The organism is Cupriavidus sp. UYPR2.512 (genome assembly GCF_000379565.1).
GTDB lineage: Bacteria > Pseudomonadota > Gammaproteobacteria > Burkholderiales > Burkholderiaceae > Cupriavidus.
In genome coordinates, this window is record NZ_KB903151.1 from 242,586 (window position 1) to 265,670 (window position 23,085).

Genomic DNA, 23,085 nt, shown 5'->3' on the forward strand with positions numbered 1-23,085 from the left:
AATTGAAAATCGCTAAGAATACTGTGGTGTCCGTGATGTACAAGCTGTCGGACGCGCAAGGCAATCTGATCGAGGAGTCAGATGAAGCCATGGTTTATTTGCACGGCGGGTATGATGGCACGTTCCCCAAGATCGAGGAAGCGCTCGACGGTCATGACGCGGGCTTCGAGACCCAGCTGCAGCTGGAGCCGGAAGACGCATTCGGCGACTACGACGCCGATATGGTGAAGGTCGAGCCGCGCAACCGCTTCCCCGAGCCGCTGGAAGTCGGCATGCAGTTCGAAGGCATGCCCGAGGACGGCGACGAAGAGGACTCCGTCATCTACACCGTGACCGACGTGGCCGAGGACAAGGTCGTGCTGGATGGCAACCATCCGCTGGCCGGCATGGCGCTGCGCTTCTGGCTGAAGGTCTCCGAAGTCCGCGAGGCCACCGCCGAGGAAATCGAGCACGGCCACGCCCATGGCGCCTCGGGCGTTGAAGTCGTGGATGAGGACGAGGACGACGATACGCCGCGCACGCTGCACTGATCGCGCTGCACTGATCGTATTTCGCACCCTAAGAAGAAGCCGGCCGCAGCCGGCTTTTTCGTTTCCGGCGGGCCCGCAAGCTGTCTCAGCGCAACGCCGGTGCGTCCTTGAGCATGACCGCGAACGGCGATGCCGCGCCCGGCGTGATCACCAGCTCGGCCCATTGCGAGACCGTGTTGGCGGGCAGCGACACGCGCGTGAAGTTCTGCATGACCTTGCCGGCCGCATCGCGCAGCGGCTTGTCGATGCCGAAGCCGTGGTCGGCCCCGTTTCCGCCCGCATGCACCAGCAGCACCTGGCCGCGGAAACGACCGGCCAGCTCGCGCAGCTGGCGCTTGAATTCCAGGTAGCCATCGCGGGGGCGGTGGCGCATGAAGCCGTCCAGCAGCGTCGGGTGGCCTTTCTTCTCCCAGCCGTTGGCGAAATGCGGGTCGCCGTGGACCACCACCACGATGCCGTTCATGTCGCGTTGCCGCGCCGCCGAGAACGCGCGCGCCAGCCACTGGCGGTTGGCCTCGCGCCGGTCCTCGAACTCGCCGTTGCGCCCGCCTTCGTTGCGGTAGTGGTTGTTGTCGCCCGGCAGGTTCATGCCGACGAGCAGGATATCGCCGACCTCCATGCGCATGTTCTCGCGAAAGCTGCGGAACAGCGCCTGGTCCGACTGCCGCAGCAGCGGCCGCGGATGCCGGCCGAGCGTGGCGTCCTCGGGGAAGAACAGCTCACGCAGCCGGTTCAGGCGCTCGACCGCGTCAAAGCCGCCGTTGACCGGCTGCCGGCATTCGGACCAGTCGGTCTCGCCGGGCACGTAGACCAGCGGCAGCGGCGACTGGTTCAGCAGCTGCTGGCGGTTGGCCAGCACCGCATCGCTGCACGATTCCGTATCGCCCTTGATGCCGCCGGCATGAATGACCAGGTCCAGCTTGCGCTCGCCGAAGTAGTCGAGCAGTGCTGCCGCGTTGGCCTCCGCGGCCGGCCACTGGGGCAGGTCGGCGATCAGTGCGATGCGCGTCAGCTGTGGTCTGGCCGGTGCCTTGCCGCCGCGGCCCGCGGGCGCAGCCCATGCCATGCCGGCCGTGCAAAGCAGCGGCAGCAGCATGGCCAGCAGGGCACGGCGCGCAGCGTTCATGCGGCGTCGAGCGCCTCGTCTGCCAGTGCCTTGAGCCGGTACAGCGCCTCGAGCGCGGCGCGCGGCGTCAGGGTGTCGGGGTCCAGTCCGGCCAGCGCATCGACCAGCGCGGCCTGTTCGGGTGCCAGCGAGGGTGCCAGCGGCGCTGGCACGGCCGCCGGGGCGGCGCCGAAGCTGTCCTCATCGTCCTCGGGCGTTGGCGGTGCCGCGAACAGGTCCAGCTGGGGCGTGGGCGTGGCGTCGGCCGATTGCTGTTCCAGCCAGGCCAGGTGCTTGCGCGCGGCGCGGATCACCGGCTGCGGCACGCCGGCCAGCTGCGCTACCTGCAGGCCGTAGCTCTGGCTGGCGGGGCCGTCCTGCACCGCGTGCAGGAAGACAATGCCATCGCCATGCTCGACCGCCGACAGGTGCACGTTGGCTGCCTGCGGGAACTCTTGCGGCAGCTGTGTCAGCTCGAAGTAATGCGTGGCGAAGAGGGTATGGCTGCGGTTGTGCGACAGCAGGTGGCGCGCGATTGCCCAGGCCAGCGCCAGCCCGTCGAAGGTCGACGTGCCGCGCCCGATCTCGTCCATCAGCACCAGCGAAGCCGGGGTCGCGTGGTGCAGGATGCCGGCGGCCTCGGTCATCTCGACCATGAAGGTGGAGCGGCCGCCCGCGAGGTCATCGGCGGCGCCGATGCGGGTAAAGATGCGGTCGATCGGCCCGATCACCGCGCGCCGCGCCGGCACGTAGGCGCCGACACAGGCCAGCAGCACGATCAGTGCGGTCTGGCGCATGAAGGTCGACTTGCCGCCCATGTTCGGGCCGGTGATCAGCAAGAGCTTGCGCGCTTCATTGAGCTGGCAGTCGTTGGCGATGAACGCCACCGACTCCGCCGCGAGCTGCCCTTCGACCACCGGATGGCGGCCCTGCACGATGTCGACCACGTTCTCGGCGACGCGCTCCGGCGCGGACCAGTCCAGTGTCTGCGCGCGCTCCGCCAGTGCCGTCAGCACGTCCAGGCGCGCCAGCGCGCCCGCCACCCGCTGCAGCTCGCCGATATGCGGCAGCAGCGCCTGCAGCAGGCTGTCGTAGAGCTGCTTCTCGCGCGCGAGCGCGCGGTCCTGCGCCGACAGCGCCTTGTCTTCGAAGGCCTTCAGCTCGGGCGTGATGTAGCGCTCGGCATTCTTCAGCGTCTGGCGGCGGCGGTAGTCGTCGGGCACCTTGTCGGCCTGGCCGTTGGTGACCTCGATATAGAAGCCATGCACGCGGTTGAACTCGACGCGCAGGTTGGCAATGCCGGTGCGGGCGCGTTCGCGCGCCTCCAGGTCGATCAGGAACTGGCCGCAGTTCTCGGAGATGTCGCGCAGTTCATCCAGGCCGGCATCGTAGCCGCGCGCAATCACGCCGCCGTCGCGCACCACGGTGGCCGGCTCTTCGGCCACGGCGCGCACCAGCAGGTCCAGGCAGTCCTGTGGCACGGTCAGGTCGTGCAGGGTCTGCGCCAGCAAGGTGCTGCCCTGGTCGTCGCGGATGCAGGCCTGCACGTCCGGCAGCGCGCGCAACGTGTCGCGCAGCGAGGACAGGTCGCGAGGCCGCGCATTGAGCAGCGCCAGCCGCGAGGTGATGCGCTCGACGTCCGCCAGCCGGCGCAGTGCCGCGCGCAAGGCGTCGGTGCCCTGGTCGATCAGCACGCCGATGGCCTGCTGGCGTGCCTGCGGCAGCGCCGGGTCGCGCAGCGGGTGGTGCAGCCAGTGGCGCAGCGCGCGGCTGCCCATGGCCGTGCAGCAGGTGTCCAGCAGCGAGAACAGGGTCGGCGACTCGCCGCCGCGCAGGGTTTCGGTCAGTTCCAGGTTGCGCCGCGTGGCGGAATCCAGGCCGATGTACTCCGATTCGCGCTCCACCTTCACGCCCTGCACATGGCGCAGCGACTGGCCCTGCGTGGTGGCGGCGTAGTTCAGCAGCGCGCCGGCCGCGCCCAGCGCGGCACCCAGCCCGGCACAGCCGAACGGGTCCAGACTGGCCACGCCCAGCTGCTCGCGCAGCCGGCGCGTGCCGGCATCCTGGTCGAAATGCCATTCGGGCAGGCGGGTGCGCGCGCACGCCAGCGCGGGCAATGCAATGCCATCGGCATACAGCAGCTCGGCCGGGCGGATGCGCTCCAGCTCGGGGCCCAGTTGCGCCGCCTCGCATTCCATCAGGCGCAGTTCGCCGCTGGCGAGGTTCAGCCACGCCAGCCCGGTCTTGCTGACGCCGCGGCGCGTGGTCTGCTGGTGCACGGCCATCAGGAAGGTATCGGCCTTGTCCGGCAGCAGCGCGGCATCGGTCAGCGTGCCCGGGGTGACGATGCGCACCACCTTGCGCTCCACCGGCCCCTTGCTGGTGGCCGGGTCGCCGATCTGCTCGCAGATCGCCACGGATTCGCCCAGCTTTACCAGGCGCGCCAGGTACTGGTCCGCCGAATGGAAGGGAATGCCGGCCATGCGGATCGGCACCCCGTTGGAGGCGCCGCGCGCGGTCAGCGTGATGTCGAGCAGGCGCGCGGCCTTTTCGGCATCGTCGTGGAAGAGTTCGTAGAAGTCACCCATGCGGTAGAACAGCAGGGTGTCGGGGTGGTCTGCCTTGATGCGCAGATACTGCTGCATCATTGGCGTGTGGCGGCTCGCGGACGAGTCTGCCTGCGCCTGTTCGGGGTCGGTTTTCTTCTGCAATCCCATTGCCATTTAGCCTGTCTGGCGGTGGGCCTGCCTGATGCTGCCCGCTCCGCTCGGATCGCCGCCTTGCGCAAGCCGGATGGCGGCCGCGCGGGGCGTCCGGGCGGTCATCCGGCGGCCTCGGGCCGTGGCGCGAAGGGGCGTTTTCGAATATGGGCGATATGGTACAGCACGGGGCACCGGTTGCCGCGCCGCGTGGGCCGGATCTGGCACGGCGGCGGGGCCAGCGGCGTGCCGTCAGCGGAACACCAGCACCGGCACGTCGCTGTGGGTCAGCACCTTCTGCGTCTCGCTGCCCAGCAGCAGCCCGCTGATGCCCTTGCGGCCGTGCGAGGCCATGAAGATGACGTCGCAACCCAGGTCCCGGGCAGCGTTGATGATGCCGTGATACGGGGCGCTGGCGGCCGAGACGTGGCCTGCGCAGGGGACGCCGGCCATTGCCGCCGCGGCCTCGATCCTGGCCAGTTCCTGGCGTGCCAGCGCTTCCACGCGTTGCTGGAATACTTCGCGCCTCTCATGGCTGCTGTCGCTGCCTGCCATGTAGGGGTAGGTCTCCACGCACATGTAGGGCGTCAGGCGCGCCGCGGCGGTGCGGGCAAACTGGATGGCGGCGGACACGGCCTTCTGGGAAAGCTCGGAACCGTCGACGGGCAGCAGGATGTGCTTGAACATAGAGGCCTCAGTAAAAGGGAAACGGAAGCAATGCGGGATTAGGGGACGGGCTCAGTTGGCCAGCGCGCGTCCCACGATCAGCGGATCGGGCTGCCCGATGGCAGTGGTGTCCCGGTTGCCGTAGGGGAAGCGCGACAGGACGGAGCGCAGTGCATTGAGCCGCGCGCGCTTCTTGCAGTCAGCGCGGATGACAGTCCACGGCGCATCGGCGGTGTCGGTGTGGGCGAACATTGCCTCCTTGGCCTGGGTGTAGTCGTCCCATTTGTCCAGCGAGGCAACGTCGACCGGGCTCAGCTTCCATTGCTTGAGCGGGTGGATCTCGCGCTCGCGGAAGCGCCGGCGCTGTTCCTTCTGGCTGACCGAGAACCAGAACTTGAACAGGTGGATGCCGCTGCGCACCAGATGCCGCTCGAAGTCCGGCGCCTGCTGCAGGAAGTCCTGGTATTCGCGCTGCGAGCAGAAGCCCATCACGTGTTCCACGCCGGCGCGGTTGTACCAGGAGCGGTCGAACAGCACGATCTCGCCTGCCGACGGCAGGTGCTGCACATAGCGCTGGAAGTACCATTGCCCGCGCTCGGACTCGGTGGGTTTTTCCAGCGCCACCACGCGCGCGCCGCGCGGGTTCATGTGTTCCATGAAGCGTTTGATGGTGCCGCCCTTGCCGGCGGCGTCGCGGCCTTCGAACACGATCACCACGCGCTGGCCGGTCTCGCGCACCCAGGCCTGGAACTTGAGCAGCTCTACCTGCAGGCGGTACTTCTGCTTCTCGTAATTGCGCCGCGACATCAGGTTCTGGTACGGGTACGCGCCTTCGCGCCAGCCCGCGGACAGCTCGTCGTCCGGATGGCGCTTGCGGCCGGCTTGCCACGTGGCGGGATCGCCTTCGAGGATCAGGCTGCGCAACTGCGCGGCCTCGTCGGGCGCCAGGCCGTCAAGCAGCGTGCGCATGGCGTCGAGCATGTCGGCGCCGTGGCCGGCGCGGCTGGCCAGGATGTCCTGCATGCTGCTGGCCGCCAGCTGCACCGCGGCGTCGACGGCGCTGTCGACTTCATTGCGCTGGGCTGAAAGCGCCGAGTTGGTGGGCAGCACGTCGCCCCTGGCCGTGGCGCGGGGGCGTGGCGGGATGGCCGCGTGGGAGGACTGGATGGTGTCGCGATCGGTCATCTGCGGTCCTCCGTCAGGCTGCGGTGTTGCGCAGGATCTCGTAGAGCTGGTCCTTGAGCAGGAGCTTCTCTTTCTTCAGCCGCTCGATCTCGAAGGTGGAGGCCGGCACGAGCCCCGACTCCATGTTGTGGATTTCCTGGTCCAGCGCGTTGTGGCGGTGGAACAGTCGCGCGAAGCGGGCATCCTGCGTCTTCAGGGCGCTGATCTGGTCGCGGTATTCGGGAAACATGCTGGCTCTCCTGATGGATCCGCGCGCACGGGGCGTGGCGCATGGTTTCATTCTGGGGAGGGCAGGGTGGGGCGACCTTGACGAGGATCATGGCCGTCGGCGGAATGAGAAAGGTCTGCAGTGCAAGGCGCGGCGGCAGGCGGGGCGCGCCATGCAAAACGCCCGCCGGGGTGCGGCGGGCGTCGGGGTATGGCTGAGTTGGCCGTCAGGCCATGTGCCGGTATCAGGCGGCGGGCTTGGCGTTGTCGAGCGAGTACGGCGACAGCAGGCGCACCATCTGGGCGAAGGCCTTCGGGTTGCCCGCCAGCACTTCGCCCTGTTCCATCTGGCGCGGTTCGCCGGCGTAGTTGCCGACCAGGCCGCCCGATTCGGTGATCAGCAGCATGCCGGCTGCCATGTCCCACGGCTTCAGGCCGCGCTCGAAGAAGCCGTCCAGGCGGCCGCAGGCCACATAGGCCAGGTCCAGCGCGGCAGCACCCGGGCGGCGCAGGCCGGCGCAGCTGCGCGTCATCAGCGCGAACATTTCCAGGTATTCGTCCATGCCTTCCAGGTCGCGGAACGGGAAGCCGGTGCCGATCAGGCAGTCGGCCAGCTTGTCGCGGCGCGTAACGCGGATGCGGCGGTTGTTCAGGAAGGCGCCGGCGCCCTTGCTGGCCGTGAAGAGCTCGTCGCGGGTCGGGTCGTAGACCACGGCCTGCACCGGCGTGCCGCGGTGCAGCTGGGCGATCGAGACCGCGTATTGCGGGAAGCCGTGGATGAAGTTGGTGGTGCCGTCCAGCGGGTCGATGACCCAGGTGTACTCGCGGGCGTCTTCGTCCTCGGCCCAGGACTGGCCGGATTCTTCCGCTAGAATGCCGTGTTCCGGGTAGGCCGTGCGCAGGATCTCGATGACCGCGGCTTCGGCGGCGCGGTCCACCTCGGTGACAAAATCGTTGTGTTGCTTGCGCGAGACGCGCACCAGATCGACGTCGAGCGACGCGCGGTTGATGATGGATCCCGCCTTGCGGGCCGCCTTGATGGCGATATTGAGCATCGGATGCATGAATCTCTCCAGGCCGGCCACGACAACGCGGCGGGGCGCAAAAGCGCCGCACGCCTGCTCATGGGCAGCTGACAACACAACGGATTGTAGAAGAACGTCGGGCGTCGCCGGTTCTGCTGCAAATGTGCCGCGAGAGTCTCGCGAGCAAGCAAAAACCTGGCGCCGCGCCAAAGAAGAACCCCGAATTGTATATGAACCCGGCAATTGATACGAGCCAGCCCGCTGCTGATGGCAGCCATGGCGCAAGCGGTGACACCGGCGGCGACGCCTTCGGCCGCGTGCGCTTCGTGCTGGTCGAAACCAGCCACCCGGGCAACGTGGGCTCGGTGGCGCGCGCGATTAAGACCATGGGCTTTGGCAGCCTGGTGCTGGTTTCGCCACGTGAGCCGGATGTGCTGCGGCACCCCGACGCCATCGCCATGGCCAGCGGTGCCGACGATGTGCTGGCGGGCGCGCGCATCGTCGACCAGATCGACGCGGCGCTGGCCGGCGCCGCGCTGACCGTGGCGATGACCGCGCGCCACCGCGAGTTCGGCCCGCCGCGGCTGCTGCCGCGCGCGGCCGCGGAACGCGCGCGGCAGACGCTGTCCGGCAGCGGCGGCGTTGCCTTCGTGTTCGGCAACGAGCGCTATGGCTTGCCCAATGAAGTGGTCGAGCGCTGCAACGCCGTCACCCATATCCCCGCCAATCCCGCCTATACCTCGCTGAACCTGGCGCAGGCGGTGCAGCTCATCGCCTACGAGTTGCGGCTGGCGCTGCTGGAGGCGGCCCCGGACGCCGGCGCCAATATCGGCTATGCTGGTGAGCCGGCCACGGCCGAGCAGGTCGAGGCCATGTTCGGCCATTTGCAGACGGGCCTGGAGGCGATCGGCTTTCTCAATCCGTCCAACCCGCGCAGGCTGATGACCCGGCTGCGCCGGCTGCTGGCACGCAGCGGCCTGGAGCGCGAGGAAGTGAATATCCTGCGCGGCATCGCCAAGCATATGCTGATCGCCGCGCAGAACCAGCCGGGCCCGCACAAGGACCGGTGACAGGAGCAAGGACAGTGGCAGCAACCCGGAGCGATTCGATGCAGGGCGATGCAGGCACGCGCGGCAAGCGCGCGCGCTGTCGTCCCGCGGCTGCGGGTTTGTGCATGCCCGGCCGATGTTGATCGCAGCATCGCCGCAATGTCCCTGACGGATCAGGGGCCAAACTCCGGCACCCGAAGCGGGTCCGGCAAATCACTTACACTCCCTGATCCCGTCCCCACCGGCCACTGACCTCGCCGGCGACCCTGCCCCGGGCACCAGCCCGCGTGGCGCGGCGCACGGCGCGGCAACACGACACGACCAAGATGTTCTCTCGCCTGAAGGAAGATATCGACACGATCATGCTGCGCGATCCCGCCGCGCGCAGCCGCCTGGAAGTGCTGACCTGCTACCCCGGCCTGCATGCCGTGGTGTTCCACCGCTTTGCGCATGGATGCTGGAACGCGGGCTTCCACTGGCTGGGGCGCTGGATCTCGCACTGGGCGCGGTTTTTCACCGGCATTGAAATCCATCCGGCGGTCAAGCTGGGCCGGCGCGTCTTCATCGACCACGGCATGGGCGTGGTGATCGGCGAGACCGCCGAGATCGGCGATGACTGCACCATCTACCAGGGCGTGACGCTTGGCGGAACCTCGCTGTACAAGGGCCAGAAGCGGCACCCCACGCTGGGCGCCAACGTGGTGGTGAGCGCGGGCGCCAAGGTGCTGGGCGGATTCGTGGTGGGCGACGGCGCGCGCGTGGGCTCCAACGCGGTGGTGCTCAAGCCGGTGCCGCCGGGCGCAACCGCCGTGGGCATCCCGGCCCGCATCATCCTGCCGGATGCGCCATCGGCGCAGCAGGGTGCCAGGCAGGAGTTCTCGGCCTACGGCATCACGCCCAATGCGGACGATCCGGTGTCGCTGGCGCTCAAGAGCCTGATCGACAATGCGGGGCGCCAGCACGACCGCATCGAGGCGGTGCTGGCCGCGCTCGACCGGCTCGGCGAACACCTGGAGAACACACCGAACGATCCCTTCGACGCGAGCGAACTGCGCAGGCTGATGAAGTGAGCAGGGAAGGGACTGGGCCGGCGCTGCCGCTCAGTCCGTCTGCGGCAACAGGCGGAAGCCGTCGCGATCCAGTTGCAGCACCGCGGCGCGCGGATGGGCGCCGTCCAGGTCCCAGTCAGTGAGCACCCAGCGCACGCCGGCGGCTTCTTCATGCCGTGCCGGGCGGTGCGTGTGTCCATGCACCAGCAGCGACGCACCGGCGGCGCCAAGCAACTCGGCCGCGGCGGCGGGCGCCACATCCCCATAGATCACCGGCACGGCCGCCCCCGCGCTCAACTGCCTGGCGCGGTTGCCTTCACTGTCTGCCCGCAGCTTGCGGGCGATCGACAGGCGCACGCTCAGCGGCAATGCCAGGAACACGCGCTGGACCCAGCCTTTGCGGGTCCAGCGGCGGAAGCGGTTATAGCGTTCGTCGTCGATGCACAGCATGTCGCCGTGGCTCAGCACCACGCGCTGGCCGGCACAGCGGATCACGGTGGGGTCGGGCAGCAGGCGGGCACCGGCCGCGCTGGCGAAGCGCTTGCCCAGCAGGAAGTCCCGGTTGCCGTGCATCAGGTACACGGCCACGCCGCGCGCGGCCAGTGCGCGCAGGGCGCCGGTCACGCGCTGCGCGAAGGGCGAGTCGGTTTCTTCGTCGCCGATCCAGAATTCAAAGAAGTCGCCCAGGATGAACAGCGTGCGCGCGTGCTGCGCGGCGCGCTCGAGCGTGCGCTCGAAGGCCGCCAGCGTGCGGGGCATGCCGGGCGTCAGGTGCAGGTCTGAAATGAACCACGCCGGCGCCTGTGCCTCGAAGGGGCCGGCCACCGGCGTGTGGGGGATTGCGGTCATGCGCGGTGTCGGAAGGGGGATGCCGGCACGTGGATGCGCACGGAACCGCAATCGGCAGGCATCGGCTTACTCGACGATGACGGCCTTCTCGATCACCACGTCTTCCAGCGGCACGTCCTGGTGGAAGCCCGAGCTGCCGGTGCGCACGCCCTTGATCTGGTCGACCACGTCGGTGCCTTCCACGACCTTGCCGAACACGGCATAGCCGAAGCCCTGCGGCGTGGGCGAGGAGAAGTTCAGGAAGTCGTTGTCGACCACGTTGATGAAGAACTGCGCGGTGGCCGAGTGCGGGGCGTTGGTGCGCGCCATGGCCACGGTGTAGCGGTCATTCTTCAGGCCGTTGCCGGCTTCGTTCTCGATCGGGGCGTCGGTGCCCTTTTGCTTCATGCCGGGCTCGAAGCCGCCGCCCTGGACCATGAAGTTCTTGATCACGCGGTGGAAGATGGTGTTGTCGTAGTGACCCTTGCGCACGTACGACAGGAAGTTCTCGACCGACTTCGGTGCCTTTTCGGCGTCGAGTTCAATGGTGATGACACCCTGGCTGGTGTGGAGCTGGACCTTGGACATGGGATTTCCTCTGTTCGGTAATGTTATTTGACGACGGTGGCCGACTCGATCACGATCGGCGCGGCCGGCACATTGCGCATGGGGCCATAGGCCGTGGTCGGCACGCTCTTGATCTTGTCGATCGTCTCCATGCCTTCCACCACCTTGCCGAAGACTGCGTAGCCGTTGCCGTCCGGCTGCGGGTAGTCGAGATTCGGATTATCCACCACATTGACGAAGAACTGCGCAGTGGCCGAATTGGGGTCGCTGGTGCGTGCCATGGCCAACGTGCCGGCCTTGTTCTTCAGGCCGCCGCGGGCTTCCAGCGGGATCGGCGCACGGGTGGGCTTTTCCTTCATGTCGCGGTCAAAGCCGCCGCCCTGCACCATGAAGCCATTGATCACGCGATGGAAGATGGTGCCACTGTAGAAGCCGCTCTTCACATATTCCAGGAAGTTCGCGACGGTCTTGGGCGCGGCCTCGGGGTAGAGCTCGACGGTGAACTTGCCGGCACTGGTGACGAACTGGACGCGCTCGGCGGCCTTTTGCTGAGCCAGCGCGCTGAATGAGGACAGTGCCAGGGCGCCTGCGGTCAGGCCGGCCAGGACGATGCGACGGGAACGGATCATGAAGGAACTCCGGTAAGTCTGGATGCACACGGTCCGGGCGCGCCGCGCCCGGACCATTGGGATGGGTGGCCGTCAGTTGGCGGCAGGGGCGCTGGCAGGTGCCTGGCGCCGCGCCGGCGTCGCCTTGCGGCCAGTGCCGGCGGGCGCCGCCGGCAACGCGGCATCAGGGTTCAGCTGGCGCAGGCCGGTGCTGGCGCGGGCATCGCCCGGATTGCGGCGCAGCGCTTCGGTGTAGGCCTGCTCGGCCAGGCGGCGGTAGACGTCGCCCAGGTTGGTGTAGCCAATGGCAAAGCCCGGCTTGACTTCGGTGGCCAGCAGCAACTCGGCCTCGGCGCGCTTCAGGTCGCCGCGCTTGGCATAGAGCAGCGCCAGGTTGTTGTGGGGCTCGGGCAGTTCCGGGAAGTCCTGCGCCATTTCGGCAAAGGCCTGGATGGCGGCGTCCTCGCGGCCGGACTGGGCCAGGGCCCAGGCGCGCTGGAAGCGTGCCTGCGCATTGCGCGGGTTGGCGGCCAGCACGCGATCGAAGCCCTTGATGGCTTCGTCGTAGCGGCGCGCGTTGGCGGCCTGCTGGGCCTCGCTCATGCCAGGGTCGGTCGACTGGATGCCACCGACCGGCGCTGTCGGCGCGGCCAGCGACAGCGGGCCGTTCTGCGCGTAGACAGGGGCCGCCAGCGCGGCGGCCAGGGCCAGCAGGGGCAGTACGGCGCGATGGCCGCGTCGGCGCGCGGGGGCGGCGAACATGGCAGAAGACGGGGAGGGCAGCGGCAGGCTCATTGAGGACAGGTCCGTTATACTCCGCGGCATTCTAGCAAAGCGGCAAGTCCGGCACGAAGGGCGATGCCATCGGGGCAGCGGGCACGGCATCTCGCGCGGCCTGGCGGCGCCGTGCCGGAGGCAACCAGCGCACCGCCTTCCGGTAAGATATGGGGCGCGACGGCATTGCGCCAGTGGCCGCGTTGCCGCCGGCGGCCTGCCAGGCGCCGGGCAACCGGCGCCACGGCCCGCGCTGCCTGCTGGGCGAACCCCGGCAGTCTCCTCTCACCACTCACTTCGTTTCATGCAGCTTCTGAACATCTACAACACGCTCGCGCGTGAGAAACAGCCATTCGTGCCTATCGAACCCGGCAAGGTCCGCATGTATGTGTGCGGCATGACGGTGTACGACTACTGCCACGTCGGCCACGCTCGCGTGATGGTGGTGTTCGATATGGTGCACCGCTGGCTGCGTGCCGCCGGCTACGAGGTGACATATGTGCAGAACATCACCGATATCGACGACAAGATCATCCGCCGCGCGGCCGAGAACGGCGAGACCATCGGCGAGCTGACCACGCGCTTTATCCAGTACATGCACGAGGATGCCGCCGCGCTGGGCGTGATCCGCCCTGACCACGAGCCGCGCGCCACCGACTACGTGCCGCAGATGCTCGACATGATCGGCAAGCTGGAAGCCAGGGGCCTGGCCTACCAGGCCAGCGACGGCGACGTGAACTATTCGGTGCGCAAGTTCGACGGCTACGGCAAGCTCTCGGGCAAGTCGCTGGAAGACCTGCGCGCCGGCGAGCGCGTCAGCACCAACGATGCCAAGCAGGACCCGCTCGACTTCGTGCTGTGGAAGTCCGCCAAGGCCAGCGAGCCGCCCGAGAGCAAATGGGACTCGAAGTGGGGCGCCGGACGCCCGGGCTGGCACATTGAATGCTCCGCCATGAGCTGCACGCTGCTGGGCGAGCATTTCGATATCCATGGCGGCGGGGCTGACCTGCAGTTCCCGCACCACGAGAACGAGATTGCGCAGTCTGAAGGCGCCAGCGGCAAGCCCTTCGTCAATACGTGGATGCACAACGGATTCGTGCGCATCAACGACGAAAAAATGTCCAAGTCGCTTGGCAATTTCTTCACCATCCGCGAGGTCCTGAAGTCGTACGACGCCGAGGTCGTGCGCTACTTTATCCTGCGCGCCCACTACCGCAGCCCGCTGAACTACAGCGACGCGCACCTGGACGATGCGCGCCACGCCCTGACACGCCTGTACACGGCGCTCAAGGACAGCCAGCCCGGCGGCTGCGCAGTGGACTGGGATGAGCCACACGCCAGGCGCTTTGCCGAGGCCATGGGCGACGACTTCAATACGCCGATTGCGATGTCGGTGCTGTTCGACCTGGCCAGCGAGATCAACCGCACCGGCTCGACCGCGGCTGCGCGCCAGCTGAAGGCGCTGGCGGGCACGCTGGGCCTGCTCGAGCGCGATCCGCATACCTTCCTGCAAGGCGGCAAATCCGACGACGGCACCTCGCCGGAGCAGATCGAGACGCTGATCGCCGCGCGCAAGAGCGCCAAGGCGGAGCGCAACTTTGCCGAAGCGGACCGCATCCGCGCGCAACTGCTGGAAGCGGGCATCGTGCTGGAAGACAAGCCGGGCGGTGCCACCGAGTGGAGGCGTGCTTGAACGCTGCCGCGCGTAAGCCCGCCACGGCCACGCCGCCGGCTACGCCTCCCGCTACGAGGGGCCGGCCGAAGGCGGCCGGTCCGCGCCCGGGCAAGGCTGGCGCCAGCGAGGCGCCACTGCCGGATGGCAAGGACACGGCCAGGGGCACGCGCAACGCCAAGGCCGTGCTGCCCGAGGCGGATGCGGTGCCGCTGCCGGTCGAAACCGTCATCGACGCGGTGCGCCCCGCCTACTGGGACGAGGCCTGCGCCGACCTGATGAAGCGCGACCGCATCCTGCGCAAGATGATCCCGACCTACGGCCCGGCGCACCTGGTGTCGCGCGGGGATCCGTTCGTCACGCTGGCGCGCGCGGTGGTGGGCCAGCAGATCTCGGTCAAGGCGGCGCAGTCGGTGTGGGAGCGGCTGCATGCGGCCTGCCCCAGGCTGGCGCCGGCGCAGTTCCTGCGCGCCGGCCCCGAGAAGCTGGCCGGCTGCGGGCTGTCCAAGCGCAAGGCGGAATACCTGATCGACCTGGCCGACCACTTCAAGGCGGGCACGGTGCATGTCGCCGAATGGGCGCAGATGGACGACGAAGCGGTGATCGCGGAGCTGACGCAGATCCGCGGCATCGGCCGCTGGACCGCGGAGATGTTCCTGATGTTCAACCTGATGCGGCCCAACGTGCTGCCGCTTGATGACGTCGGCCTGATCAACGCGATCTCCGCCAACTATTTCAGCGGCGAACCGGTCACCCGCAGCGAGGCGCGCGAAGTCGCGGCCAACTGGGAGCCGTGGCGAACCGTGGCCACGTGGTATATGTGGCGCAGTCTCGACCCGCTGCCAGTGACGTATTAGCCATCGCAGCAAGAAAATTTAGTGGCAGGTGCAGTCCGGGCTATCTGGCAGGCGCTAAGATAGCGACCAAATTCCGGTAGAATGCGCCCCTTCACAGACAGGTACGTGTGATTTTATGAAAACCACCTTCCTGGATTTTGAGCAGCCCATTGCCGAACTCGAGGCAAAGATCGAAGAACTGCGCTTTGTGCAGGACGATTCGGCTGTCGATATTTCCGAAGAAATTTCGCGGCTGGCCGGCAAGAGCCAGCAGCTGACCAAAGATATCTACGCCAACCTGACCCCGTGGCAGGTTGCGCAAATCGCCCGCCACCCTCAGCGCCCCTATACGCTGGACTACGTGCGCGAGATCTTTACCGATTTCCACGAGCTGCATGGCGACCGCACCTTTGCCGACGATCTTTCGATCATCGGCGGCATGGCGCGCTTCAATGGCCAGGCGTGCATGGTCATCGGCCACCAGAAGGGCCGTGACACGAAAGAGCGTGCCCTGCGCAATTTCGGCATGCCCAAGCCCGAGGGCTACCGCAAGGCCAAGCGACTGATGGAGCTGGCCGACAAGTTCGGCCTGCCGATCTTCACCTTCGTCGACACTCCGGGCGCATTCCCCGGCATCGACGCCGAAGAGCGCGGCCAGTCCGAAGCCATCGGCCATAACCTGTATGTGATGGCCGGCCTGAAGGTGCCCCTGATCGCCACCATCATCGGTGAAGGCGGTTCGGGCGGCGCGCTGGCGATTGCCGTGGGCGACGTGGTGCAGATGCTGCAGTTCGCCACCTACGCGGTGATTTCGCCGGAAGGCTGCGCCTCGATCCTGTGGAAGACGGCCGAGAAGGCACCGGAAGCCGCCGAGGCGCTGGGCCTGACCGCGCACCGCCTGAAGGCGCTGGGCCTGATCGACAAGATCGTGAGTGAGCCGCTGGGCGGCGCGCACCGCGACTACAAGGGCATGGCGGCGATGCTCAAGCGCTCGCTGGCAGAGTCGCTGCGCCAGTTCCAGGGCATGAGCGTGAAGGAGCTGCAGGCGCGCCGCTACGAGCGCCTGCTCGCCTATGGCAAGTTCAAGGAAACCGGCGCCCAGGACTGACCCGTCCGCCCGGCTGACCGACGAGGTCGCACAGGCCCTCCAGGCCGGTGCGGCCTTTGTTGTTTCTGGCGGCGGCGCGGGCGCGGCGACGATCGCGGTGGCCCTGTCGGGCGGGCGCGATTCGGTCGCGCTGCTGCATGCCGCCCGCGCGGCCGCGACGCAGTGGGGCGTTGGCGCGCGCGTGGTGGCGCTGCATGTCCACCACGGCCTGCAGGCGGATGCCGACGACTGGGACCGCTTCTGCGCCGCGCTGTGCGCGCAATGGCAGGTCGGCTATTTCGTGCGGCGGGTGTCGGTGCGGCCCGAGGCGGGCGAGGGCGTGGAAGCGGCCGCGCGCCGCGCGCGCTATGCCGCGCTGGCGGCGATGTGCGCCGACAGCGGCGCGCGCCTGCTGCTGTTTGCCCATCACCAGGACGACCAGGTCGAGACCGTGTTGCTGCGGCTGTTTCGCGGCGCCGGCGTGGCCGGCATGGCTGGCATGCCGGCGCTGCGCCCGCTGGACGACCGCAGCGGCGTGATGCTGCTGCGCCCCTGGCTGGATGTGGCCCGCGCCGAGATCGAGGCCTACTGCACGGCCAACGCGCTGCAATGGGTCGATGACCCATCCAATGCCGATGACCGCTATGCGCGCAATGCCTTGCGCGCGCACCTGCCGGCGCTGGTGGCGGCCTTTCCGGCGTTGTCGGCCAATGTGGTGCAGGCGGCCGCGCATTTCGCCGAGGCCGGCGCACTGATCGACGAACTGGCAGCCACCTCGCTGGCGGCGCTGGCACGCCCCGGCCGCGATGCCGACACGCTTTCCGAACTCGACCTGGCGGGTCTGCGCGACTTGCCCGTGGCACATGCCGATGCCGTGCTGCGCTTCTGGCTGCGCGACCTCGGCGTGCGCGCGCCGTCCACCGCCCGGCTGGCGGCGATGCGCGGGCAACTGGTCACCCACGCCGGCGGCGAGCCCGCCATCGCCCATGAGGGGCTGGTCCTGCGCCGCTTCCGCGACCGCGTGCTGGCCTGCACGCCGCCACCGGTCGCTGCGCCGGCACCCGTGATGCTGGACTGGCGCGGCGAGGCCCGGATTGTCGTGCCCGCCTGGCGCGGCGAACTCCATTTCTTCCGCGATGACACCTTCGGCGTGCCCGAAGCGGTACTGCGCCAGCCCTTGCGCCTGGCCGCCCGCAGCGGCGGCGAGCGTATCGTGCTGCGCCCGGGCGGCCCGGCCCGGGCCCTGAAGCAAGCCTGCCAGGAAGCCGGCATCCCGGCCTGGCGCCGCGCCTGGCTGCCGCTGCTGTGGTCTGCCGATGCGCTGGTGCTGGTCGCCGGCCTGGGCATGCACCGCCGCTGGCCGGACGCCCCGGCGGCGCCGCGCTGGCGCGTCGAATGGCATCCGCGGCCACCGGCAGTGGCGATGCCGCCGCACTGAAGCCCCCGGATCGCCGCCGGCATCACTTCCGATCCGTAGCCCGAACCCGCTCCCGCCTTGCCTGACGGGGCTTGTTCGTGTATTTTCAAAGGCTTTGCACAATCGCTGGCGTCGACAAGAAGATGGCTCTCATCGTTCACAAATACGGCGGCACTTCGATGGGTTCCTCGGAACGCATCAAGAATGTCGCCAAGCGCGTGGCCAAGTGGCACCGCGCCGGTCACCGCGTAGTCGTGGTGCCTTCGGCCATGTCGGGCGAGACCAATCGCCTGCTGGGACTCGCCAAGGAAATTTCGCCGCAGCCCAATCCGCGTGAACTGGACATGCTCGCCTCGACCGGCGAACAGGCCAGCGTGGCACTGCTGGCCATCGCGCTGCACGGCGAGGACATCGACGCGGTCAGCTACACCGGCTGGCAAGTGCCGGTGAAGACCGACTCGGCCTATACCAAGGCCCGTATCGAATCGATCGACGACGAGCGCATCCTGGCCGACCTAGACGCCGGCCGCGTGGTCGTGATCACCGGCTTCCAGGGCATCGACGACGACGGCAACATCACCACGCTGGGCCGTGGCGGTTCGGATACCTCGGCCGTGGCCATCGCCGCCGCCATCGAGGCCGACGAGTGCCTGATCTACACCGACGTGGACGGCGTGTACACCACCGATCCGCGCGTGGTCGAAGACGCCCGCCGCCTGGACCAGATCACCTTCGAAGAAATGCTGGAAATGGCCAGCCTCGGCTCCAAGGTGCTGCAGATCCGCTCCGTGGAGTTCGCCGGCAAGTACCGCGTGAAGACCCGCGTGCTGTCGTCGCTGACCGACCCGCTTATGCCGCTCGAGCAGGAAATGCACTCGGGCACGCTGATCACTTTTGAGGAAGACTCCACCATGGAAGCCGCCGTAATCTCCGGCATCGCCTTTGCCCGTGACGAAGCCAAGATCACCGTTCTGGCCGTGCCGGACAAGCCGGGCATCGCCTACCAGATCCTGGGCCCGGTCGCCGACGCCAACATCGACGTCGACATGATCATCCAGAACCAGTCCGTCGACGGCAAGACCGACTTCACCTTCACCGTGCCGCGCGGCGACTACCAGCGCGCGCTGGCCATCCTGAACGATGGTGTGAAGTCGCATATCGGCGCCGGCAGCGTGTCGGGCGACCCGAAGGTGTCGAAGGTGTCGGTGGTGGGCGTGGGTATGCGCTCGCATGTGGGCATCGCCAGCAAGATGTTCCGCACCCTGTCGGAAGAGGGCATCAACATCCAGATGATCTCCACCTCGGAAATCAAGATCTCGGTGCTGATCGACGAGAAGTACATGGAACTGGCCGTGCGCGCGCTGCACAAGGCCTTCGAGCTGGAACAGGCGTGATCCGTTCGTGAACACTTCTGGCGGGGCTGCGGTTTTTGTGTTGAGTGATCGATTTTTCGTTGACCAACACGGGCGGCGCCGCTAGAATACGCGCTTCGTTGTGTGGCTCCCTCACACAACGCAAGTTTGGGAGACGTGGCCGAGAGGTCGAAGGCACTCCCCTGCTAAGGGAGCATCTGGGCCAAAACCTGGATCGAGGGTTCGAATCCCTCCGTCTCCGCCAGTAATGGCGGCGAAACCCCGGAAGATCGCGGTCTTCCGGGGTTTTTGTTTTTCTGGCCCATCAGTCGGCTGCCCATCAGAGGCTTTGCCTTAGAAAATCGACCGCTTCTGGCGTGCGTCTACCAGCTGACGAAGTGAGCGCGCCGTTTGCTGCCACGTCAGACCCGACGGCATCTGTGGGTACGCAAGCCGTAGCCGAGCGCCAAGCCCGAAAGCAAACGGGATCACGCTGGGCGGGAAAACAATCCAAAGACAGCGCAAACTCACGCGGCATGGCGGGAGGCTCCTTGGAGCAGCTTCCTGAATCGCCAGCCAATCACCCCCCAAACCGCCACCCCACTTAAGTTGGGTGTTTACGCCGCGATTTTCAGGGCCCGTTTTTCCCCGCTTGTTATAAATTGTTAAGACATATAACAGGATGGGTTTCGAATCGGACCCCAGCCAATAAGTGCACTATTAGCATTAGTCGCTGGTGACGGCCGCTCAGCCGCATGGTTGCCATCGACATCCGGGGGGGAAACAATCTTGCGTCAGACGCTTGCGCGCGTGCTGCACCCGCTTGGACGTCTTGGGTCGCGCACCATCACCGCGGGCACCTTGCTGCTTGGCGTGATGACGACTGCGGTCGTCTATGAATTCTGCACCGATCTGCTGGAAAAGGATGTTCGCCTGCGTTTTGAGAACGATACCGGCGACGTGATCCAGCAGATCGATACACGGATCCGACTCTATACCGATGTACTGGTGACCATGCAGGCGCTGTTCGGCGCCAGCGACCATGTCTCGCGCGGCGAGTTTCGCGATTTCGTCAGCGGCTTGAACCTGCCGCAGCGCTATCCCGGTTTCCAGACGCTGAACTACGCGCCGTATGTGCCGGCGGCCGAGATTGACGCCTTTGTTGCCCGGGAGCGCAGCGATCCGATCCTGCGCGAGGCGGGCGTGACGTTCACCGTCCGGCCCCCCGGCCGGCGGCCGGGCCATTTCGTGCTGACCTATGTCGAACCGCTCGACAACAACCTGGCGTCGATCGGCATCGACATGGGCGCCGAGCCACGCCGCCTGGCCGCGCTCGAACGCGCGCGCGATACCGGGCAGTCAGTCAGCAGCGGGCGCCTGATCTTCAGCGAGGCAAAGGACCCGCATGTGGGCATCGCCCTGCGCCTGCCGGTGTACCGCAAGGTGCCGGACCTGAATTCCGTGGAAGCGCGCCGACGCGCCTATGTCGGCTCGGTTGGCGCCGGGATCCGGGTGGACGGCCTGCTGAAGGACCTGGTCAGCAGTGAGAACCTGCGCCGGATCCGGTTCCGCGTGCATGACGCCGGAGACTTCGCGCAGGCGGCGGTTCCGCCCTCCGCCGCCAACCTGCTCTATGACAGCGTGACCGGCCTGGCGGCCGGGGAGCGCAGCCGGGGCGCGGGCGGCAGCGCCGTCCACGCCAGTGCCGCGCATGGCGCGACGGCACTGGCGGCCGGCCAGGCGGTCCCGGGCACGGGCCAGCATGACCTGGCCAATAGCGTGGTGCGGAATTTCGGCGGACGGCGCTGGTGGTGATTTCCGGCCTGATCATCAGCGTGCTGCTGGGGTGGCTGGCCTATGCGTTGTCGAGTTCGCGGGCGCGCGCCGTGGCCGTGGCTGACCATATGACGCACAGCCTGCGCGACAGCCAGGCCGCGCTCGCCGAGGCGCAGCAGATTGCCCGCCTGGGCGACTGGCGCATGGACCTGGACAAGGACATCGCGCACTTTTCCCGGGAAATGGCGCGCCTGATCGGCTTGCGCGGCGACAAACCGACTCCGGAGGCGCTGTTCCAGGCGATCGACGCCGGCCATCGCGCCGTGCTGCGGGAAAGGATGCGGGCAGCCCTGCAGGATCGCCAGCCGTTCGAGTTCGAGTGTCCCTACCGGTCGCGGCGCGGACGCCGGGGCTGGCTGCATCTGATCGGCCACGCGCATGGGGCGGCGGACAGCGCCGTGCTGCGGGGAACCGCGCAGGACATCAGCCAGCGCAAGTCCGCCGAGCAGGCCAGGGCGCAGGAACACCAGATCGCCCTGCACCTGGCCACCGCCACCAGCGAAATCGAGGTGCTGGAGGAGATTGTCCACACGCTGCTCGAAGGCATGGACTGGGAGGCCGGTGCCTTCTGGCCGGGCGATGACAGCCAGGGACTGAAGCTGCCGCCGGTCTACCTGGCCCGCATCAAGGCGCTGCAGCCCTGGCTTGCCGGGCGGCCTGCGGGGCCGGCCGGCACCGCGGTGTTGCAGGCACCGCAATGGTATGCAAGCCGCAGCGCGATGGCCCGGCATCCGCAAGCCAGGTGGCTCGACGCAGGCGGCATCCGGACGGTGTTCGCCTTCCCGCTGAGCAGGGGCCACGTGACGCTCGGCGTGGTCGAACTCTATTCCCGTAGCAAGCGCAGCCCCGACACGCATGCGCTCGCGATGGCGGGCGGCATTGCCAATCAGACCGGGCACTTCCTGCTGCGGCGCCAGGCCGAGGAGAACCTGCGCTTCATCGCCAATCACGATGCCCTAACCGGCCTGCCCAACCGCCTCATGTTCAAGGCCGAGTTCGAGAAGGCGCTGACCCGTGCCCGCGCCAGCGACCGGGCCCTGCATGTCATCTTTGTTGACCTGGACGAGTTCAAGGTTGTGAATGACACGATCGGCCACAATGCCGGCGACATCGTGCTGCGCGAGATGGCCGACCGGTTGCGCGGGAGTCTGGAGGAGGTGGAACTGATCACCCGCTTCGGCGGCGATGAATTCGTCGTGCTGCTGGACCCCAAGGGCGATGCGACGGTCCTGGACCGGACCATTGCCAGGATCCAGGCTGCGCTCGCGCCAGGCTTCGTCGTCAACGAGTCGGAGCTGCGCATGACGGCAAGCATCGGCATCAGCTCTTTCCCCGAGGACGGCAGCGATTGGCAGACCCTGCTCAAGCATGCCGACCTGGCCATGTACGGTGCCAAGCAGCTCGGCAAGAACGGCTACCAGTTCTACTGCCAGGGCATGAGCGCGTCCCTGCAGCGGCGCATCGACATGGAGTCGCACCTGCACCGCGCGCTCGAGCAGAACGAGTTCATCCTCTACTACCAGCCCCGCATTGCGCTCGCGTCGGGAGCGTGCACGGCGGTCGAGGCACTGATCCGCTGGCGCCACCCGGAACTCGGCCTGGTCATGCCCGGAGACTTCATTCCCTTCGCGGAGCAGAGCGGCGCCATTGTCGAGATCGGCGCCTGGGCCCTGCGCGAAGCGTGCCGGCAGAATGCCGCATGGCGCGCCCAGGGACTGCCGCCGGTGCGTGTTTCAGTCAATCTGTCGGCACGGCAGTTCGCCGACAAGTCGCTCAGGCTGACCATCATCGATGCCCTGCGGCAAGCCGGGCTGCCTGGCAACCTGCTGGAGCTTGAACTNACCGAGAGCATGGTCATGCGCGATGCCGAACNGGCGTCCAGCTGGCTCTCGCGCCTGAAGCGCACNGGTGTCCGGCTGGCGATCGACGACTTCGGCACCGGCTACTCCTCGCTCGCCTACCTGAGCCGCTTCCCGATCGATACGGTCAAGATCGACGGCAGCTTCGTCCGCTACATACCGGAAAGCCGCAGCGACACGCAGATTACCAGCGCGGTGATCGGCCTTGGCCACCGGCTTGGCCTCGAAGTGGTCGCCGAAGGCGTGGAGAACGAGGTGCAACTCGAATTCCTGTGCCGCGAAGGCTGCGACGAAGTGCAGGGGCTACTACTTCAGCCATCCGCTGCCGCCGGCGAAGATCACTGCCTTCCTGGCCAGCCGCATGGAGAACGGTCCCGCTCTCGAGCACGGGCCGCAACCGATGCGCGCCTGACTGCCGTCAGTCCGGTGCGTGCTTAAGCAGTCCAATAACAGGGAGCAAAATCATGCAGGACCGTACTATTGAACTCATGTGGCAGGCCATCGACGCCCTGGACTTTTCCAGGATGAAGGCCAAGCTGCTGCACCAGAAGCATGCGCATTGGTCGCCAGAATCGCTGGAGCAGGCGGAGAGCGGCTACCGGCAATTCCTCAAGCTGGCGGCGAAGCATCCGGACACNCCCGCCGTCCCCAGCGAGCAGGTGGATGCCTTCTGGCATGCCCACATCCTGGATACCAGGCGCTATGCCAGCGATTGCGAGCACATCTTCGGCTAT

Annotated in this window: 20 protein-coding genes, 1 tRNA gene and 1 pseudogene; 12 read left to right on the forward strand and 10 right to left on the reverse strand. The window is 67.4% G+C overall.

What is annotated here, in order from left to right; genetic code table 11:
• The first annotated feature begins 2 nt into the window (after positions 1-2).
• On the forward strand, positions 3-530 hold the full coding sequence (locus A3A5_RS0125645) for a peptidylprolyl isomerase (RefSeq protein WP_026201125.1): 528 nt from the start codon (positions 3-5) through the stop codon (positions 528-530).
• A gap of 85 nt (positions 531-615) precedes the next feature.
• Here the strand turns inward: A3A5_RS0125645 and A3A5_RS0125650 are convergent, their stop codons facing one another.
• From A3A5_RS0125650 to A3A5_RS0125675, 6 genes are all read right to left on the reverse strand, one after another.
• Positions 616-1,656 (reverse strand): hypothetical protein, encoded by a 1,041-nt coding sequence (locus A3A5_RS0125650; RefSeq protein WP_018313340.1) that lies wholly within the window; start codon positions 1,654-1,656, stop codon positions 616-618.
• Positions 1,653-4,352 (reverse strand): DNA mismatch repair protein MutS, encoded by a 2,700-nt coding sequence (mutS, locus tag A3A5_RS0125655; RefSeq protein ID WP_026201126.1) that lies wholly within the window; start codon positions 4,350-4,352, stop codon positions 1,653-1,655. The genes A3A5_RS0125650 and mutS overlap by 4 nt, the downstream gene beginning before the upstream one ends.
• A 234-nt stretch (positions 4,353-4,586) precedes the next feature.
• Complete coding sequence (locus A3A5_RS0125660) at positions 4,587-5,021, reverse strand: universal stress protein (RefSeq protein WP_018313342.1); 435 nt, start codon at positions 5,019-5,021, stop codon at positions 4,587-4,589.
• 51 nt (positions 5,022-5,072) lie between these two features.
• The gene (ppk2, locus tag A3A5_RS0125665; protein WP_018313343.1) at positions 5,073-6,185 is read right to left on the reverse strand and encodes a polyphosphate kinase 2; all 1,113 of its coding nucleotides are present in this window, start codon (positions 6,183-6,185) and stop codon (positions 5,073-5,075) included.
• Positions 6,186-6,198: 13 nt separating this feature from the next.
• Complete coding sequence (locus A3A5_RS0125670; RefSeq protein WP_018313344.1) at positions 6,199-6,414, reverse strand: YdcH family protein; 216 nt, start codon at positions 6,412-6,414, stop codon at positions 6,199-6,201.
• Positions 6,415-6,637: 223 nt separating this feature from the next.
• Positions 6,638-7,456, reverse strand: coding sequence for an inositol monophosphatase family protein (locus A3A5_RS0125675; protein WP_018313345.1), 819 nt, complete (start codon positions 7,454-7,456; stop codon positions 6,638-6,640).
• 122 nt (positions 7,457-7,578) lie between these two features.
• Between A3A5_RS0125675 and A3A5_RS0125680 the strand changes: the two genes are divergently transcribed.
• Positions 7,579-8,487: an RNA methyltransferase gene (locus tag A3A5_RS0125680; protein ID WP_026201127.1), complete on the forward strand. Its 909-nt coding sequence runs from the start codon at positions 7,579-7,581 to the stop codon at positions 8,485-8,487.
• Between the two features lie 305 nt (positions 8,488-8,792).
• Positions 8,793-9,536 carry a serine O-acetyltransferase gene (gene cysE / locus A3A5_RS0125685; RefSeq protein WP_026201128.1) on the forward strand — a complete coding sequence of 248 codons (744 nt, stop codon included), beginning with the start codon at positions 8,793-8,795 and terminating at the stop codon, positions 9,534-9,536.
• A gap of 30 nt (positions 9,537-9,566) precedes the next feature.
• On the opposite strand, the gene A3A5_RS0125690 is transcribed toward cysE, so the two are convergent.
• From A3A5_RS0125690 to A3A5_RS0125705, 4 genes are all read right to left on the reverse strand, one after another.
• On the reverse strand, positions 9,567-10,364 hold the full coding sequence (locus A3A5_RS0125690; RefSeq protein WP_018313347.1) for a UDP-2,3-diacylglucosamine diphosphatase: 798 nt from the start codon (positions 10,362-10,364) through the stop codon (positions 9,567-9,569).
• A gap of 66 nt (positions 10,365-10,430) precedes the next feature.
• Positions 10,431-10,931 carry a peptidylprolyl isomerase gene (locus tag A3A5_RS0125695; protein ID WP_018313348.1) on the reverse strand — a complete coding sequence of 167 codons (501 nt, stop codon included), beginning with the start codon at positions 10,929-10,931 and terminating at the stop codon, positions 10,431-10,433.
• A gap of 23 nt (positions 10,932-10,954) precedes the next feature.
• The gene (locus A3A5_RS0125700) at positions 10,955-11,539 is read right to left on the reverse strand and encodes a peptidylprolyl isomerase (protein ID WP_018313349.1); all 585 of its coding nucleotides are present in this window, start codon (positions 11,537-11,539) and stop codon (positions 10,955-10,957) included.
• A gap of 72 nt (positions 11,540-11,611) precedes the next feature.
• Entirely contained in the window at positions 11,612-12,313 is a 702-nt protein-coding gene (locus A3A5_RS0125705; RefSeq protein WP_026201129.1) for a tetratricopeptide repeat protein, read from the reverse strand.
• A gap of 283 nt (positions 12,314-12,596) precedes the next feature.
• On the opposite strand from A3A5_RS0125705, the gene cysS reads away from it, so the two are divergent.
• From cysS to A3A5_RS0125745, 9 genes and pseudogenes are all read left to right on the forward strand, one after another.
• A complete protein-coding gene (gene cysS, locus A3A5_RS0125710) occupies positions 12,597-13,985 on the forward strand; it encodes a cysteine--tRNA ligase (RefSeq protein ID WP_018313351.1) in 1,389 nt (462 codons plus the stop codon).
• Complete coding sequence (locus tag A3A5_RS0125715; protein WP_018313352.1) at positions 13,982-14,821, forward strand: DNA-3-methyladenine glycosylase; 840 nt, start codon at positions 13,982-13,984, stop codon at positions 14,819-14,821. The genes cysS and A3A5_RS0125715 overlap by 4 nt, the downstream gene beginning before the upstream one ends.
• A gap of 115 nt (positions 14,822-14,936) precedes the next feature.
• Positions 14,937-15,908 (forward strand): acetyl-CoA carboxylase carboxyltransferase subunit alpha, encoded by a 972-nt coding sequence (locus A3A5_RS0125720; RefSeq protein WP_018313353.1) that lies wholly within the window; start codon positions 14,937-14,939, stop codon positions 15,906-15,908.
• The gene (gene tilS, locus A3A5_RS0125725) at positions 15,874-17,325 is read left to right on the forward strand and encodes a tRNA lysidine(34) synthetase TilS (RefSeq protein ID WP_369797815.1); all 1,452 of its coding nucleotides are present in this window, start codon (positions 15,874-15,876) and stop codon (positions 17,323-17,325) included. The genes A3A5_RS0125720 and tilS overlap by 35 nt, the downstream gene beginning before the upstream one ends.
• Positions 17,326-17,447: 122 nt before the next feature.
• Positions 17,448-18,698 (forward strand): aspartate kinase, encoded by a 1,251-nt coding sequence (locus A3A5_RS0125730; protein WP_026201130.1) that lies wholly within the window; start codon positions 17,448-17,450, stop codon positions 18,696-18,698.
• 129 nt (positions 18,699-18,827) lie between these two features.
• Positions 18,828-18,921: transfer RNA gene (locus tag A3A5_RS0125735), tRNA-Ser, on the forward strand.
• A 524-nt stretch (positions 18,922-19,445) separates the two neighbouring features.
• Entirely contained in the window at positions 19,446-20,471 is a 1,026-nt protein-coding gene (locus tag A3A5_RS45115) for a CHASE domain-containing protein (RefSeq protein WP_232431454.1), read from the forward strand.
• Positions 20,465-22,789 (forward strand): bifunctional diguanylate cyclase/phosphodiesterase, encoded by a 2,325-nt coding sequence (locus A3A5_RS39360; RefSeq protein ID WP_232431456.1) that lies wholly within the window; start codon positions 20,465-20,467, stop codon positions 22,787-22,789. Before A3A5_RS45115 ends, A3A5_RS39360 begins: the two co-directional genes overlap by 7 nt.
• A gap of 26 nt (positions 22,790-22,815) precedes the next feature.
• Positions 22,816-23,085, forward strand: a pseudogene (locus A3A5_RS0125745) (glycine-rich domain-containing protein-like); the annotation flags it as partial.